We start from the raw sequence: 15,736 nt of genomic DNA, 5'->3' as shown, positions 1-15,736 counted from the left end.
AGTGCCATACGTTGAAGGCATCCGGGCGGCCGGCGTGCTGGGATCTCACGTACGCCGGCTGTCCCCGCAAACCACCGCGTTTGCGCGCCCGGACGCCTGCGTCACCAGGCACCCCTTCTGCTCCACCGAGCAAGCAGCCGAGCACCACCCGCCGAACCGACGGCACACCTCCAGACCCGTATTCCCTGTCCGCAGGGACCCTCAGCGTTCCCTGACGCAGCACCGCCGGAGGCACCCGTGAAGGAAATCCTGGACGCGATCCAGTCGCAGACCGAAGCGAAGGGCGGTTCCGACGCGCCCACCGCCGCCGACTTCGCGGCGCTGCCCGTGCCCGATTCGTACCGCGCGGTCACCGTCCACAAGGACGAGGCCGAGATGTTCGCGGGCGTCGACAGCCGCGACAAGGACCCGCGCAAGTCGCTCCACGTGGAGGACGTGCCGGTGCCGGAACTCGGCCCGGGCGAGGCCCTGGTCGCGGTCATGGCCAGCTCGGTGAACTACAACTCCGTCTGGACCTCGATCTTCGAGCCGGTCTCCACCTTCGGCTTCCTGGAGCGCTACGGCAGGGTCAGCGAGCTCACCAAGCGCCACGACCTGCCGTACCACGTCATCGGCTCCGACCTGGCGGGCGTCGTCCTGCGCACCGGCCCGGGCGTCAACGCCTGGAAGCCGGGCGACGAGGTCGTCGCGCACTGCCTCTCGGTCGAACTGGAGTCCTCGGACGGCCACAACGACACGATGCTCGACCCGGAGCAGCGCATCTGGGGCTTCGAGACCAACTTCGGCGGACTCGCCGAGATCGCGCTCGTCAAGTCCAACCAGCTGATGCCCAAGCCGGACCACCTCAGCTGGGAGGAGGCCGCGGCCCCCGGCCTGGTCAACTCCACCGCCTACCGCCAGCTCGTCTCGCGCAACGGCGCCGGCATGAAGCAGGGCGACAACGTGCTGATCTGGGGCGCCAGCGGCGGACTCGGCTCGTACGCCACGCAGTTCGCGCTGGCCGGGGGCGCCAACCCGATCTGTGTCGTCTCCAGCGAGCAGAAGGCGGAGATCTGCCGGAAGATGGGCGCCGAGGCGATCATCGACCGCAACGCCGAGGGCTACAGGTTCTGGCAGGACGAGCAGAACCAGGACCCGCGCGAGTGGAAGCGGTTCGGCAAGCGCATCCGTGAACTGACCGGCGGCGAGGACGTGGACATCGTCTTCGAGCACCCCGGCCGCGAGACCTTCGGCGCGAGCGTCTACGTGACCCGCAAGGGCGGCACCATCGTCACCTGCGCCTCGACCTCGGGCTACAACCACGAGTACGACAACCGCTACCTGTGGATGTCGCTGAAGCGCATCATCGGCTCCCACTTCGCCAATTACCGCGAGGCGTGGGAGGCCAACCGCCTGATCGCCAAGGGCAAGATCCACCCCACGCTCTCCAAGGTCTACTCGCTGGAGGAGACCGGCCAGGCCGCCCACGACGTGCACCGCAACGCCCACCAGGGCAAGGTCGGCGTGCTGGCCCTGGCCCCGCGCGAGGGCATGGGCGTGCGCGACCACGAGATGCGCGAGACGCACCTGGACGCCATCAACCGCTTCCGGAACGTCTGAGGTCCGGCCATGACGGAACGTCAGAAGGACCGCCCCTGGCTCATGCGGACGTACGCGGGCCACTCCACGGCCGAGGCGTCCAACGAGCTGTACCGGCGCAACCTCGCCAAGGGCCAGACGGGTCTGTCGGTCGCCTTCGACCTGCCGACCCAGACGGGGTACGACCCCGACCACGTCCTGGCGCGCGGCGAGGTCGGCCGGGTCGGTGTGCCCGTGTCGCACCTCGGCGACATGCGGCGGCTGTTCCAGGACATCCCCCTGGAGCAGATGAACACCTCCATGACGATCAACGCCACCGCCATGTGGCTGCTGGCGCTCTACCAGGTCGTCGCGGAGGAGCAGGGCGCCGACCCCGGCAAGCTCCAGGGCACCACGCAGAACGACATCGTCAAGGAGTACCTGTCGCGCGGGACGCACGTCTTCCCGCCCGCGCCCTCGCTGCGGCTGACCACCGACATGATCACGTACACGGTCAACCGCATCCCCAAGTGGAACCCGATCAACATCTGCAGCTACCACCTCCAGGAGGCGGGGGCCACCCCGGTCCAGGAGATCGCGTACGCCATGTCGACGGCCATCGCCGTCCTCGACGCCGTACGCGACTCCGGGCAGGTGCCCGAGGAGAAGTTCGGGGCCGTCGTCGCGCGGATCTCGTTCTTCGTGAACGCGGGCGTCCGCTTCATCGAGGAGATGTGCAAGATGCGCGCCTTCGGCCGCATCTGGGACCGGGTCACCCGCGAGCGCTACGGCATCACGGACGCCAAGCAGCGCCGGTTCCGCTACGGCGTCCAGGTCAACTCCCTCGGCCTGACCGAGGCGCAGCCGGAGAACAACGTCCAGCGCATCGTGCTCGAAATGCTGGCCGTGACCCTCTCCAAGGACGCCCGGGCCCGCGCGGTCCAGCTGCCCGCCTGGAACGAGGCGCTGGGGCTCCCCCGGCCCTGGGACCAGCAGTGGTCGCTGCGCATCCAGCAGGTCCTGGCGCACGAGAGCGACCTGCTGGAGTACGAGGACATCTTCGCCGGTTCGCACGTCATCGAGGCCAAGGTGGACGAGCTGGTCACCGAGGCGCTGGCCGAGATGGACCGGATCGAGCAGATGGGCGGCGCCATGGCGGCCGTCGAGTCCGGCTACCTGAAGTCCGAGCTGGTCTCCTCGCACGCCGCGCGGCGGGCCCGGATCGAGGCCGGCGACGAGAAGATCGTCGGCGTCAACGTCTACGGGACGACCGAGCCCAGCCCGCTCACCGCGGACCTCGACGCGGCGATCATGACGGTCGACCCGGCGAACGAGGCGAAGGTCGTCGCCGCGCTCCACGCGTGGCGGGACAACCGCGACGAGCCCCGGGCCACCGAGGCGCTGGCCGCGCTGAAGAAGGCCGCCGCCGGCACCGGGAACCTGATGGAGGCGACCGTCGAGTGCGCCCGCGCCGGGGTGACCACCGGCGAGTGGTCCTGGGCGCTGCGCGACGTGTTCGGCGAGTTCCGGGCCCCGACCGGGGTGTCGTCCGCCCCGGTCGCGGTCACCGCCGAGGAGGGCTCGCCGCTCGCTCTCGTACGCGAGAAGACCGCGCGGACCGCCGAGGAGCTGGGCGTCGGGCGGCTGCGACTGCTGGTCGGCAAGCCGGGCCTGGACGGGCACTCCAACGGTGCCGAGCAGATCGCGGTCCGGGCCAGGGACGCCGGATTCGAGGTCGTCTACCAGGGCATCCGCCTGACGCCCGAGCAGATCGTCTCGGCGGCCGTCGCCGAGGACGTGCACTGCGTCGGCCTGTCCATCCTGTCCGGCTCGCACGCCGAGCTGGTGCCGGACGTGCTCGCCCGGCTGCGCCGCACCGGGGCCGGCGACATCCCGGTCATCGCCGGCGGCATCATTCCCCCGGCCGACGCCGAGGCCCTGATCAGGGCGGGCGTCGCCGCCGTGTTCACCCCGAAGGACTTCGGCATCACGGAGATCATCGGCCGTATCGTCGACGAGATCCGGAAAGCGAACAAGCTCGACCCTCTGGAGGTCCCCGCATGACCACCCCCGTCAACCGACTGCGCCCGCGCCGCTCGTGCCTGGCCGTGCCCGGCTCGAACCCCCGGTTCCTGGAGAAGGCCCAGGGCCTCCCGGCCGACCAGGTGTTCCTGGACCTGGAGGACGCCTGCGCGCCGCTCGCCAAGGAGGGCGCCCGCCACCACATCGTGGACGCCCTGAACAACGGCGACTGGACGGGCAAGACCCGGGTGGTCCGGGTCAACGACTGGACGACGCACTGGACGTACCGCGACGTCATCACGGTGGTCGAGGGCGCGGGGCCGAACCTGGACTGCATCATGCTGCCGAAGGTCCAGGACGCCCAGCAGGTCGTCGCGCTGGACCTGCTGCTGACCCAGATCGAGAAGACGATGGGCTTCGAGGTCGGCTGCATCGGCATCGAGGCGCAGATCGAGAACGCCAAGGGCCTCGTCAACATCGACGAGATCGGTGCCGCCTCGCCCCGCCTGGAGACGCTGATCTTCGGCCCGGCCGACTTCATGGCGTCGATCAACATGAAGACCCTGGTCGTCGGCCAGCAGCCGCCCGGCTACCCGGCAGACGCCTACCACTACATCCTGATGCGCATCCTGATGGCCGCCCGTACGCACGACCTCCAGGCGATCGACGGCCCGTTCCTCCAGATCCGCGACGTGGACGCCTACCGCGAGGTCGCGGGCCGCGCCGCGGCGCTCGGCTTCGACGGCAAGTGGGTCCTGCACCCCGGTCAGGTCGACGCGGCCAACGAGGTGTTCTCGCCCTCGCAGGAGGACTACGACCACGCCGAGCTGATCCTGGACGCCTACGACTGGTGCACCTCCGAGGAGGGCGGCAAGAAGGGCTCGGCGATGCTCGGCGACGAGATGATCGACGAGGCCAGCCGCAAGATGGCCCTGGTCATCGCGGGCAAGGGCCGGGCGGCCGGCATGCAGCGCACCTCCAAGTTCGAAGCCCCGGAGGCCTGAGATGCAGTTCGGACGCACTTACGAGGAATTCGAGGTCGGTGCGGTCTACAAGCACTGGCCCGGAAAGACGGTCACCGAATACGACGACCACCTCTTCTGCCTGCTGACCATGAATCATCACCCGCTGCACATGGACAGCAACTATGCGGAGAGCACCACGGATTTCGGCAAGAACGTCGTCGTGGGCAACTACATCTACTCCCTGCTGCTCGGCATGTCGGTGCCGGACGTCTCCGGTAAGGCCATCGCCAACCTGGAGATCGAGTCGCTGAAGCACGTGGCACCGACCTTCCACGGCGACACGATCTACGGCGAGACGACGGTCCTGGACAAGACACCGTCGAGGTCCAAGAGCGACCGCGGAATCGTTCACGTGGAGACCAAGGGCTACAAGCAGGACGGCACGCTCGTCTGCGTGTTCCGCCGCAAGGTCATGGTCCCCACCGAGACGTACATCAAGGAGCGGGGCGGGGAGCAGCCCGGCCGCCCGGAGCTCAGCCAGCCTTCGCAGAAGAACGTGGAGAAGCAGTCATGACGCGACTCGCCCAGACGGCCGGGCTCACCGAGGTCCAGCAGGAGATCCTTTCGACGGTCAGGGACTTTGTCGACAAGGAGATCATTCCGGTCGCGACACAGCTGGAGCACCGGGACGAGTACCCCACCGAGATCGTGGAGGGGCTGAAGGAGCTCGGGCTGTTCGGGCTGATGATCCCCGAGGAGTACGGCGGTCTGGGCGAGTCACTGCTCACGTACGCGCTGTGCGTGGAGGAGATCGCCCGGGGCTGGATGAGCGTGTCGGGCATCATCAACACGCACTTCATCGTGGCGTACATGCTCAAGCAGCACGGCACGCAGGAGCAGAAGGACACCTTCCTGCCGCGCATGGCGCTGGGCGAGGTGCGGGGCGCGTTCTCGATGTCGGAGCCGGCGCTCGGCTCGGACGTCTCGGCGATCAGCTCGAAGGGCGTCAGGGACGGCGAGGAGTACGTCCTGAACGGCCAGAAGATGTGGCTGACGAACGGCGGTACGTCGTCACTCGTCGCCGTGCTGTGCCGGAGTGACGAAGGACACCCCGAGGGCACGGCCCCGCACAAGTCGATGACGACGTTCCTGGTGGAGAAGGAACCGGGCTTCGGAGAGGTCCGGCCCGGGCTCACCATCCCCGGAAAGATCGACAAGATGGGATACAAGGGGGTCGATACCACCGAGCTCATCATGGACGGACTGCGAATTCCGGCCAATCGCGTGCTGGGGGGCGCCACCGGCCGGGGGTTTTACCAAATGATGGACGGGGTCGAGGTCGGCCGGGTCAATGTGGCGGCCCGTGGCTGTGGAGTCGCACAGCGTGCATTCGAACTGGGCGTTTCCTACGCACAGCAGCGCCAGACCTTCGGAAAGCCCATCGCGCAGCACCAGGCGATCCAGTTCAAGCTGGCCGAAATGGCCACCAAGGTCGAGGCCGCCCATGCGATGATGGTAAATGCGGCACGCAAAAAGGACTCCGGGGAGCGAAACGACCTGGAGGCAGGGATGGCGAAGTACCTCGCCTCCGAGTACTGCAAGGAAGTCGTCGAGGACGCCTTCCGTATCCACGGCGGCTACGGCTTCTCCAAGGAGTACGAGATCGAGCGCCTCTACCGCGAGGCACCGATGCTGCTGATCGGTGAAGGTACCGCCGAGATCCAGAAAATGATCATCGGGCGCCGGCTGCTCGAGGAGTACCGTTTCCAGGGTTGATCGCCCCTTTCGTGGTGATTTGGCCGCGAAGAAGATCACACCCTGTCATCCTCAACCGGTGCCTTCCAGACGTCCGACTCGGCTGCTGGCTTGCCCAGTTGCGGCCAGCAACCGATAACATCGCCGGAAAAGCCGCCGTCCCCCGTTGCCAGCGCGGCTCAATCCGCTACGAAGGTCATCCATGCCCGACAGCCATACCTCTGCCTCACGCGGCCGGGTCCGCATCGCACGCGGAGCTTCGCCGTGGCTCCTGCCGACCGTCGCCACCGCCGCCCTCAGCCTGACCCGCGCCCGCCGGTCCGGGCGCTGGGCGGCCGTGGCCGTGCCCACCACCGCGCTCGCGGCGGGCATGCTCTGGTTCTTCCGGGACCCGGAGCGCGAGATCACCCGGGGGCGCGTCATCTCACCGGCCGACGGCGTGGTGCAGAGCATCATGCCGTGGAAGGACGGGCGCACCCGCGTGGCGATCTTCATGAGCCCGCTGAACGTGCACGTGAACCGCGCGCCGCTCGCCGGCACGGTGACGTCGGTGGAGCACGTGCCCGGTGGCTTCGTCCCCGCGTTCAACAAGGAGAGCGAGAACAACGAGCGCGTTGTCTGGCACTTCGACACCGAACTGGGTGACATCGAGATGGTGCAGATCGCCGGCGCGGTGGCCCGGCGCATCGTGCCCTACATCCCGCAGGGCACGAAGGTGGAGCAGGGTGAGCGCATCGGGCTGATCCGCTTCGGCTCCCGCGTCGACATCTACCTCCCGGAGGGTGTGGACGTCGCGGTCGAGGTCGGCCAGGCCACCACCGCGGGGGTGACTCGCATTGACCGTGATTGATCCCGACACACAGGCCGGCTGGGTCCCGGAGGCGGACGCGGAGGACGACGCCGACGACATGCCGCTCTCGCTGCGGCTGTCGATAGCGGACACCCTCACCCTCGGTAACGCCACCTGCGGGTTCATGGCGGTGTACTTCACCACCACGGGCATCCTGATCCCGCACCTCACGGGCAGCGACGAGAGCGGCATGGCGCGGCACTCCGCGGCCACCGCCGTGATCCTCATGCTCATGGCGGCGATCTTCGACCTGTTCGACGGGCTCGTGGCCCGCAAGCTGCGTTCCTCGCCGATGGGTGCCGAGCTGGACAACCTCTCGGACCTCATCAGCTTCGGGCTCGCCCCGGCGTACTTCGTCCTCGTGTACGGCATGGTCGCGGACGACGCACACCAGCGGGTCTCGGCGCTCGCGGCGATCGTGGTGCTGCTGGCGGTGGTGCTCAGACTCGCGCGGTTCTCGTGCGTGACGATGAAGGACGGCATGTTCCAGGGCATGCCGAGCCCCTTCGGAGCGCTCACGGTCATCTCGATCGTGCTGCTGGAGCTCCCCTTCGTCCCGACGCTCCTCGCGATCATCGGGGTGGCGTGGCTGATGGTGAGCCGGGTCGAGTACCCGAAGCCGCGGGGCGTCCTCGCGGTGGCGATGCTCGGCTGGATCGTGGCCGCGATGGGGCTGCTGGCGGCCTGGGCGCTGGACGCCCCCGGCGGTCAGCTGCTCCTCCAGACCGGCTGCGCGCTCCAGGTGGTCCTGGGTGCGGTCATCCCGCTCTTCGCGACCGCCCGCCGGGTGAACACCTTCCGCGACAACCGCCGCGAGGCACGCGCGGCGCAGCTGCCGTAGCGGACAGCACGAACGACACGAGGGCCCGGATGCCGGACGGCATCCGGGCCCTCGTGCGTGCTCCGGCGCTTCCCTCCTCAACCCCCGCACAGCGCACATTCTTCCCATGCTCACGTCGATTATTTGAGCTTGTACGACGAATTCTTGCGCAGCACCGTGGACTTCCTTGCGGCGGTGCTCCTAGCCTGTGGGACGTCCGCAGAGCCCCCACGAGCCGCAAGGACGACTTCGACGTGACTTCCCCACCCCGACGACCGCTGCTCAAGCGGTCGGCATCCGCCTCCCTCTCGCTGGCACTCGCCGCGTTCGGCACCGCCGCCGCCGTGGTGCTGACCGGTGCGCCGGCCGCCCAGGCCGCCGGTGTCCCCGCCCCCTCGCCGCTCTCCGTGCCCGGCCGCGGCGCGACCGTCCCGTTCAAGGAACAGGAGGCCGAGTACGCGGCCACCAACGGCACCCTGATCGGCCCGAACCGCCTCTACGGCACGCTCCCGTCCGAGGCGTCGGGCCGGCAGGCGGTGACCCTGGACTCGGTCGGTGAGTACGTGGAGTTCACGCTCACCGCCCCCGCCAACGCGATGTCGTTCCGGTACTCGCTGCCGGACAACGCCGCCGGGACGGGCCGGGACGCCTCGATCGACGTACGCGTGAACGGGGCCTCGCCCAAGGCGGTGCCGGTGACCTCCAGGTACGGCTGGTACTACGGCGGCTACCCGTTCAACAACAACCCGGGCGACACCAACCCGCACCACTTCTACGACGAGGCCCGGACCATGTTCGGGTCGACGCTGCCGGCCGGTACGAAGGTCAGGCTCCAGGTCTCCTCGACCGCCGACTCACCGTCGTTCACCATCGACCTGGCGGACTTCGAGCAGGTGGGCGCGCCCATCGCCAAGCCCTCGGGCGCGCTGGACGTCGTCTCCGACTTCGGGGCCGACCCGACGGGGGCCGCCGACTCGACCGCCCGGATCCAGGCGGCCGTGGACGCGGGCCGGGCGCAGGGGAAGGAGGTGTACATCCCGCAGGGCACCTTCCAGGTCCGCGACCACATCATCGTGGACAAGGTGACCCTGCGCGGCGCCGGGCCCTGGTACTCCGTGCTGACCGGGCGCGACCCGTCCAACCGGAGCAAGGCCGTCGGCGTCTACGGCAAGTACGCCGGGGACGGCGGCAGCAGCGGCGTCACGCTCAAGGACTTCGCCATCATCGGTGACATCCGCGAGCGGGTCGACAACGACCAGGTGAACGCCATCGGTGGCGCCCTGTCCGACTCGACCGTCGACAACGTCTGGATGCAGCACACCAAGTGCGGCGCCTGGATGGACGGCCCGATGGACAACTTCACCATCAAGAACAGCCGCATCCTGGACCAGACCGCCGACGGGGTGAACTTCCACTACGGCGTCACCAACTCGACGGTCACCAACACCTTCGTCCGCAACACCGGTGACGACGGGCTCGCCATGTGGGCGGAGAACGTTCCGAACGTGAAGAACAAGTTCACGTTCAACACGGTGATCCTGCCGATCCTCGCCAACAACATCGTCACCTACGGCGGCAAGGACATCACCCTGTCCGACAACGTCATGGCGGACACCATCACCAACGGCGGCGGCCTGCACATCGCCAACCGCTACCCCGGGGTCAACTCCGGTCAGGGGACGGCGGTTTCCGGCACCACCACGGCAGCCCGCAACACCCTGATCCGGACCGGGAACAGCGACTACAACTGGAACTTCGGGGTCGGCGCGATCTGGTTCAGCGGGCTCAACGAACCGATCAACGGCAACATCAACATCACCGACAGCGAGGTCCTGGACAGCTCCTACGCCGCGATCCACCTCATCGAGGGCGCCTCCAACGGGCTGCACTTCAAGAACGTCAAGATAGACGGGGCCGGCACCTACGCGCTCCAGATCCAGGCCCCCGGCACCGCCACCTTCGACAACGTCACGGCGACGCACATCGCGCAGTCCAACCCGATCCACAACTGCGTCGGCAGCGGCTTCCAGATCACCCGGGGCTCCGGGAACTCCGGCTGGTACGCCGACCCCCCGGCCTGCACCGGCGTCTGGCCGGACCCGGTGTGGACCAACGGCGGGGTCCCGGGCGGCGGCACCGACCCCACCGACCCGCCGACCGACCCCACGGACCCCCCGACGGACCCGACCGACCCGCCGGAGGAGACCGGTAACCTCGCCCAGGGCCGTCAGGTCACCGAGTCCGGTCACGCCGACGTGTACGGCGCTTCCAACGCGGTCGACGGCAACGCGAACACGTACTGGGAGAGCTCCAACAACGCCTTCCCGCAGACGATCACCGTGGACCTCGGTGCCTCGAAGTCCGTCAAGCGGCTCGTCCTGAAGCTGCCCCCGTCGTCCGCCTGGGCGACCCGCACCCAGACCCTCGGCGTGTCGGGCAGCACCGACGACAACACGTACAACTCCCTGAAGGCTTCGGCGGATTACACCTTCGATCCGGCGAGCGGCAATCAGGCGACGGTCACCCTGCCGGGCACGTCGGCGCGCTATCTGAAGCTGACGTTCACCGCCAACACCGGCTGGCCGGCCGCGCAGCTCTCGGAACTGGAGGCGTACACCAGCTGACCCGGCGACGGACGGGACACCGGTGGGCGGCACGCGCGACGCGTGCCGCCCACCGGGCATGCCCCCCCCGCTGGGGAAGCTACTTGAGCGTGTAGGACTTGGCCGCCGCCGCGACCTCGGCCGGCCTGACCACCTTCAGGCCGCCGGGGACCTTGTCGTCCGGCTTCATGATCACACTCTCCCGGGTGGAGGGCGCCGCCGGGTCGGTGAAGTCGTGCGAGACCCCGAAATCGGTGCCGAATCCGGTGATGGTGAGCAGCGCCTTGCCGATGCCCTCGCGGGTGAGGTCCTTGGCCGTGCACGCCTTCTTCAGGGCCTCGCCGTACAGTTCGGCGGCCGTGTAGCCAGCGATGACGCCGTTGTCGAGAACGTCCTTCGGGTAGGCGGCGGCGTAGTCCTTCGCCAGCTTCGCCGGGCCGGTGCCCGGGTCGCCGATGGGCAGGGTCGACGCGGCGACGTAGTAGTCCCGCATCAGGGCGGGGCCCGCCTGCGTCTTCAGCAGCTGCGGCGCGTACGCGGAGTTGTTGCCGATCACCGGGACCTTGAGGCCGGTGGCGGCGGCGACCCCGACGAGCGAGGCCGCCTGGCGGGGGCCCGCGCTGACGACGACGGCCTTGACGCCCGCCTGCTTCAGCGCGGCGACCTGGCCGGTCATGTCGTCGTCGGACGGCTTGATCATCTGCTCCACCACGGTGAGGCCCGCCCGCTTCGCCGCGTACTTCGATCCGGCGAGCGCGTTCTCGCCGTAGTCGCCCTCGAAGTACACATGGCCGATCTTGTCGCCCTTGGCGATGCGCTTCTCCGCGAGCAGGTAGTCGATGGCGTTGATCGTCTCGACGTCGTACGTCGCGCCGATGATGCGTACGTACTTGCTGCCGAGCAGGTTCGCGGACCACGCCTGCGGCAGGACGAGGCCCTTGTCCAGGCCGTCGATGCGCTTCTCCACCGCGCCGACGAACGGGGAGCCGATGAACTGGACGAAGCCCAGCACCTTCGGTTCCAGCTCGGTGTATCCGGCGACCGCCTTCTGCGGGTCGTAACCGTGGTCGCGCACGGTCAGCTCGATCTTGCGGTCGCAGATGCCGCCCTTGGCGTTGGTCTCCTTCACCCAGAGCTGCTGGGCCTGGGTGACGCTCTTGCCGAGCGAGGCGTAGACACCGGTCATGTCGGTGAGCGCGCCGAGTGCGATCACGGAGTCGGTGACTCCCTTGCCGGCCTTCACCCCGCCCTTGGCCTCCGCTCCCCCGTCGGAGGACTTGGCCTTCTCGCTGCATCCCGTGAGGGTGAGGGCGAGGGCCGCGCACACGGCCCCGAGCACACGCAGTTTCATTTCTTCTCCCCTGGGTTCTTCATCGGGCGCGTCAGGCCGCCGGGCAGGAACAGGACCGCCGCGACGACCGCGGCGCCGTACAGGTAGCGCGAAGCCTCGCCCGGGGTGAGGCCGCCCGTGCCGGGGGCGGCGACCAGGGGCAGGGAGTCGCTGTAGTGGGTGAGGAGCTGCGGCAGCAGCGAGACGAACGCGGCGCCGACGACCGCCCCCGCCACGGTGCCGAGCCCGCCGATCACGATCATGGCGAGGTATTCGAGGGACAGGACCATGCCGAAGTACTCCGGCACCGTCCGCTGGAAGACCAGGGCCAGGAGCACCCCGGCCAGTCCGGCGTACATGGAGGACAGGACGAAGACGCCGGCCCGGTAGCGGGCCACCGGGACGCCCATCACACCGGCCGCGATGCGGTGGTCGCGGATGGCGTTCAGCGCCCGGCCCGGCCGCCCGCGCAGCACGCCGCGCGCGAACAGACCGCTGAGGAGCAGCGCGAGCAGCGCCGCGTACCAGAGTTTCTCGGAGGACTGGAACGGCACCGCGGCCACCAGCACCTCGGTGTCGTCGAAGGTGAGGCCGAAGAGCGACAGCGGCGGCACCGAGCGGCCGTTGTAACCGCCGGTGAGGGACGAGGCGTTGAACAGCACGTGCTGGCCGATGAAGATCAGCGCCAGGGTGGCGATGCCGAGGTAGGCGCCGCGCAGCCGTCCCGCGATCGGGCTGAACAGCCCCCCGGCGGCCCCGGCGAGGAGGACGGCGAGCACGGCCGCGAGCCAGCTGGGCAGGCCGAGCCCGGACAGGGTGTGCCCGTTCTCCGTGCCGCCCTCCCCCGCCAGCACGCAGTAGCCGTAAGCGCCCACGGCGAGGAAGAACGCGTGGCCCATGGACAGCTGCCCGGTGGCCCCGGTCAGCAGGTTCAGCCCGATCGCGCCGATCGCGGCGGCCATCGCGAACAGCCCGGCCTGGAGCCAGAAGCGGTCCAGGTAGAAGGGGAGGGCGAGCAGCAGCACCGATCCCGCCGCCCAGGCCCAGGTGCGGGGAGTGCGCAGCCGCGCGGTGAGGGCGTACGCGAACGGGGTGGCGGTCTCAGACACGGACGGCCTCCTTCGTCCCGAGGAGTCCGGCGGGGCGTACGAGCAGCACGATCACCATCACCAGGTAGGGGGCCAGGTCACCGATGCCCCGGCCGAGGAACGCCAGGTCGCTCTGGTAGCCGGTGGCGAGCGATTCGGTGACACCGACGATGAGACCGCCGGCGAGGGCGCCGGTCGTGGAGTCGAGGCCGCCGAGGATGGCGGCGGGGAACGCCTTGAGCGCGGCGAGCGAGGTCGCCCGTTCCAGGCCGGGCGTGGGGAAGACGGTGAGGAACAGCGCGGCGACGGCGGCGAGCGCCCCGGCGACCGCCCAGGCGGCGAGCGAGACCCGGCCGAGCCTGATCCCCATCAGCGCCGCCGTCCGGGGGTTCTCGGCGGCGGCGCGCATCGAGACGCCCCACGAGGTGAAGCGGAAGGCGAGCAGGAAGACGGTGATGAGAAGGGCGGCGGCGACGAACGCCGCGACCCGGGTCTGGGCGAGCGTGACCCCGCCGATCGTCAGGACCCGGTTGCCCCAGGGGTCGCCGAGCGCGAGCACCTCCGTGCCCATGCGCCGGGTGAGTTCGGTGGTCAGGAGGATGTCGACGCCGATGGTGACGATGGCGAGAACGCTGTGGTCGCCGCCCCGGTAGCGGCGCATCACCAGGAAGTCGACGGCGGCGCCGACGACGGCCGCGCCCGCGATGCCGGTCGCGAGGGCGGGCCAGAAGCCGATGTCGTCGTGGAGCACGGCGGTGACGTACCCGCCCGCGAGCAGCAGTGACGCGTGGGCGAAGTTGACGACCTCGGTGGCCTTGAAGATGACGACGAAGCCGAGCGCGATCAGGGCGTAGACCGAGCCGATGGACAGTCCGCCGAGGAGGAGTTCGATGAAGGTGGTCATTGTGGTGCTCCCAGATATGCCTCGACGACGGCGGGATCGTTCTGGACCTCGGCGGGGGTGCCGTCGGCGATGCCGCGCCCGAAGTCGAGTACGGTCACGGCGTCCGCGAGCCGCATCACGACCCCCATGTCGTGCTCGACCAGCACGATCGAGATGCCGAGGCCGTCGCGGACCCCGGCCACGACCGCGGCCGTCCGCTGCCGCTCGTCGGCGGTCATCCCGGCGACGGGTTCGTCCAGCAGGAGCAGCTGGGGCTCCGTGCACAGCGCCCGGCCCAGCTCGACCAGCTTCTGCAGGCCGTACGGCAGGGTGCTCGCGGGCTGGTCCAGCACCGCTTCCAGGCCGATGAACTCAGCGATCTCGCGGACCCGTTCGCGGTGCGCGCGGGCCTCCCGGGCGGCGGACGGCAGCCGTAGTCCGGCGGCCAGGAACCCGGCCCGGGTGAGCCGGTGCCGCCCGAGCATGAGGGTGTCGGCGACGGTGGCGTACGGCGGGAGCGCGAGGTTCTGGAAGGTGCGGGCCACCCCGAGCGCGGCGATCCGGTGCGGGGCGAGTCCGGTCAGCTCGGTCTCCCCTAGCCGGACGCTGCCGGAGGCCGCCCGGCAGACCCCGGACAGCACGTTGAACGTGGTCGACTTGCCGGCGCCGTTGGGCCCGATCACGGCGTGCACGCTGCCCGGCTCGACGGTGAACGAGACGCCGTCGAGGGCGGTGAGCCCGGCGAAGCGGACGGTGACGTCCTGGACGGTGAGCTGCGCGGGGGTGGTCATGCGGACCACCTGCTCAGGGTGCGTACGGTGGTGGCCGCCGCGCGGTCCGCGTCGGCGGCGGCCGCCTCGTCCACGACGCCCAGATAGCGGCGGCGCACCTCGTCCGATGCGGCCAGTTCGCCGGCGGGCCCGTGCAGGGCGACCTCGCCGACCTCCAGGACGTACGCCGTGGTGGCGAGGCCCAGGGCGATCGACGCGTTCTGCTCCACGAGCAGGACGGAGGTGCCGGAGGCGTTGATCTCGCGCACCGTGTCGGCGATGCGCTGCGCCATCAACGGTGCGAGGCCGAGCGAGGGTTCGTCCAGGAGGAGCAGCCGGGGGCGGGCCATCAGGGCACGGCCCATGGCCAGCATCTGCTGCTCGCCGCCGGACAGCAGCCCGGCGTTCTGGTGGGCGCGGCGGGCGAGCACGGGGAAGAGCTCGTGCACGCGGTCGAGCGCCTGCGCCGCCGCCCTGCGGCCTCCGCCCGCGCCGAGGGCCCCGGCGCGCAGGTTGTCCGCCACCGTCATCCGGGCGAACACCTGACGGCCCTCGGGCACGTGGACGATCCCGGAGGCGACCACCCGGTCGGGGCGCAGCCCGTCCAGGGGGCGCCCGTCGAACCGGACGGTGCCGGTGGCGGTGCCTCCGTGGAAGCGGAGGCACCGCGAGATGGCCCGGAGCAGGGTGGTCTTCCCGGCGCCGTTGCCGCCGAGCACCGCGGTGATCGTGCCGGCCGGGACGTCGAGGTCGATGCCGCGCAGTGAGCGTACGGGGCCGTAGGTGGCGGTGAGTGCGCGGATCTCCAGCGTGGGCATGCGGTTCGTCCTCCTTCCGCGTTCCTGTGTTGCCACAGGTCAGCAGGGGGAGGAGGGGGGCGTCCATGGGGTGTGGGGGGACGTGTTGCGGGTGCCCCGGGTGGGCGGGGGCGGGTTGTGCGGGCGCACAGGGCGGGGGGTGCGCCTGCGGCGGGCCTTGTCCCCTACCCGCCCCTTCCCGAAACTGGGGCTCCGCCCCGGACCTCGCGCCCCAAACGCCGGCGAGGCTGGCTTTTCAGCCCCTCCGGCGATTGAGGAGCGGGGGTCCGGGGGCA

13 protein-coding genes are annotated in these 15,736 nt (G+C 69.8%); 8 read left to right on the top strand and 5 right to left on the bottom strand.

All coding sequences use genetic code 11. The annotated features are described in order from the left end of the window. Positions 1-258: 258 nt before the first annotated feature. The 8 genes from ccrA (at position 259) to AB0L33_RS21320 (ending at position 10,593) form a co-directional block, all read left to right on the top strand. On the top strand, positions 259-1,599 hold the full coding sequence (ccrA, locus tag AB0L33_RS21355; RefSeq protein ID WP_365683958.1) for a crotonyl-CoA carboxylase/reductase: 1,341 nt from the start codon (positions 259-261) through the stop codon (positions 1,597-1,599). Positions 1,600-1,608: 9 nt separating this feature from the next. Then, the gene (locus tag AB0L33_RS21350; protein ID WP_365683674.1) at positions 1,609-3,621 is read left to right on the top strand and encodes a protein meaA; all 2,013 of its coding nucleotides are present in this window, start codon (positions 1,609-1,611) and stop codon (positions 3,619-3,621) included. Then, entirely contained in the window at positions 3,618-4,583 is a 966-nt protein-coding gene (locus AB0L33_RS21345; protein ID WP_365683672.1) for a CoA ester lyase, read from the top strand. The genes AB0L33_RS21350 and AB0L33_RS21345 overlap by 4 nt, the downstream gene beginning before the upstream one ends. 1 nt (position 4,584) lies before the next feature. After that, on the top strand, positions 4,585-5,118 hold the full coding sequence (locus tag AB0L33_RS21340) for a MaoC family dehydratase (RefSeq protein WP_330314458.1): 534 nt from the start codon (positions 4,585-4,587) through the stop codon (positions 5,116-5,118). After that, on the top strand, positions 5,115-6,320 hold the full coding sequence (locus tag AB0L33_RS21335) for an acyl-CoA dehydrogenase family protein (RefSeq protein WP_365683669.1): 1,206 nt from the start codon (positions 5,115-5,117) through the stop codon (positions 6,318-6,320). The genes AB0L33_RS21340 and AB0L33_RS21335 overlap by 4 nt, the downstream gene beginning before the upstream one ends. Positions 6,321-6,501: 181 nt before the next feature. Then, entirely contained in the window at positions 6,502-7,149 is a 648-nt protein-coding gene (locus AB0L33_RS21330; RefSeq protein ID WP_018100353.1) for a phosphatidylserine decarboxylase, read from the top strand. Next, positions 7,136-7,990, top strand: a complete 855-nt coding sequence (gene pssA, locus AB0L33_RS21325; protein ID WP_365683667.1) for a CDP-diacylglycerol--serine O-phosphatidyltransferase — start codon at positions 7,136-7,138, stop codon at positions 7,988-7,990. The genes AB0L33_RS21330 and pssA overlap by 14 nt, the downstream gene beginning before the upstream one ends. Before the next feature lie 233 nt (positions 7,991-8,223). Continuing rightward, positions 8,224-10,593, top strand: coding sequence for a discoidin domain-containing protein (locus AB0L33_RS21320; RefSeq protein ID WP_365683665.1), 2,370 nt, complete (start codon positions 8,224-8,226; stop codon positions 10,591-10,593). A 79-nt stretch (positions 10,594-10,672) separates the two neighbouring features. On the opposite strand, the gene AB0L33_RS21315 is transcribed toward AB0L33_RS21320, so the two are convergent. The 5 genes from AB0L33_RS21315 to AB0L33_RS21295 are packed head-to-tail and all read right to left on the bottom strand — an operon-like array spanning position 10,673 to position 15,461. After that, positions 10,673-11,923, bottom strand: coding sequence for an ABC transporter substrate-binding protein (locus AB0L33_RS21315; RefSeq protein WP_365683664.1), 1,251 nt, complete (start codon positions 11,921-11,923; stop codon positions 10,673-10,675). Beyond that, positions 11,920-13,011, bottom strand: coding sequence for a branched-chain amino acid ABC transporter permease (locus AB0L33_RS21310; RefSeq protein ID WP_365683662.1), 1,092 nt, complete (start codon positions 13,009-13,011; stop codon positions 11,920-11,922). The genes AB0L33_RS21315 and AB0L33_RS21310 overlap by 4 nt, the downstream gene beginning before the upstream one ends. Beyond that, the gene (locus AB0L33_RS21305; protein WP_365683660.1) at positions 13,004-13,894 is read right to left on the bottom strand and encodes a branched-chain amino acid ABC transporter permease; all 891 of its coding nucleotides are present in this window, start codon (positions 13,892-13,894) and stop codon (positions 13,004-13,006) included. The genes AB0L33_RS21310 and AB0L33_RS21305 overlap by 8 nt, the downstream gene beginning before the upstream one ends. Then, complete coding sequence (locus AB0L33_RS21300; protein WP_365683658.1) at positions 13,891-14,664, bottom strand: ABC transporter ATP-binding protein; 774 nt, start codon at positions 14,662-14,664, stop codon at positions 13,891-13,893. Before AB0L33_RS21300 ends, AB0L33_RS21305 begins: the two co-directional genes overlap by 4 nt. Beyond that, the gene (locus tag AB0L33_RS21295) at positions 14,661-15,461 is read right to left on the bottom strand and encodes an ABC transporter ATP-binding protein (protein ID WP_365683656.1); all 801 of its coding nucleotides are present in this window, start codon (positions 15,459-15,461) and stop codon (positions 14,661-14,663) included. Before AB0L33_RS21295 ends, AB0L33_RS21300 begins: the two co-directional genes overlap by 4 nt. Positions 15,462-15,736: the final 275 nt, after the last annotated feature.

It is taken from the genome of Streptomyces sp. NPDC052299, from assembly GCF_040679335.1.
Classification (GTDB): Bacteria; Actinomycetota; Actinomycetes; order Streptomycetales; family Streptomycetaceae; genus Streptomyces.
Note: the sequence above shows the minus strand (reverse complement) of the source record. Positions and strands in the feature narration are given on the sequence as shown.

Coding starts and splice junctions, on each gene's coding strand:
- AB0L33_RS21300 (WP_365683658.1), bottom strand. CDS start 14,664: ATGACCACCCCCGCGCAGCTCACCGTCCAGGACGTCACCGTCCGCTTC.
- AB0L33_RS21350 (WP_365683674.1), top strand. CDS start 1,609: ATGACGGAACGTCAGAAGGACCGCCCCTGGCTCATGCGGACGTACGCG.
- AB0L33_RS21335 (WP_365683669.1), top strand. CDS start 5,115: ATGACGCGACTCGCCCAGACGGCCGGGCTCACCGAGGTCCAGCAGGAG.
- AB0L33_RS21340 (WP_330314458.1), top strand. CDS start 4,585: ATGCAGTTCGGACGCACTTACGAGGAATTCGAGGTCGGTGCGGTCTAC.
- AB0L33_RS21330 (WP_018100353.1), top strand. CDS start 6,502: ATGCCCGACAGCCATACCTCTGCCTCACGCGGCCGGGTCCGCATCGCA.
- AB0L33_RS21295 (WP_365683656.1), bottom strand. CDS start 15,461: ATGCCCACGCTGGAGATCCGCGCACTCACCGCCACCTACGGCCCCGTA.
- AB0L33_RS21305 (WP_365683660.1), bottom strand. CDS start 13,894: ATGACCACCTTCATCGAACTCCTCCTCGGCGGACTGTCCATCGGCTCG.
- AB0L33_RS21315 (WP_365683664.1), bottom strand. CDS start 11,923: ATGAAACTGCGTGTGCTCGGGGCCGTGTGCGCGGCCCTCGCCCTCACC.
- AB0L33_RS21345 (WP_365683672.1), top strand. CDS start 3,618: ATGACCACCCCCGTCAACCGACTGCGCCCGCGCCGCTCGTGCCTGGCC.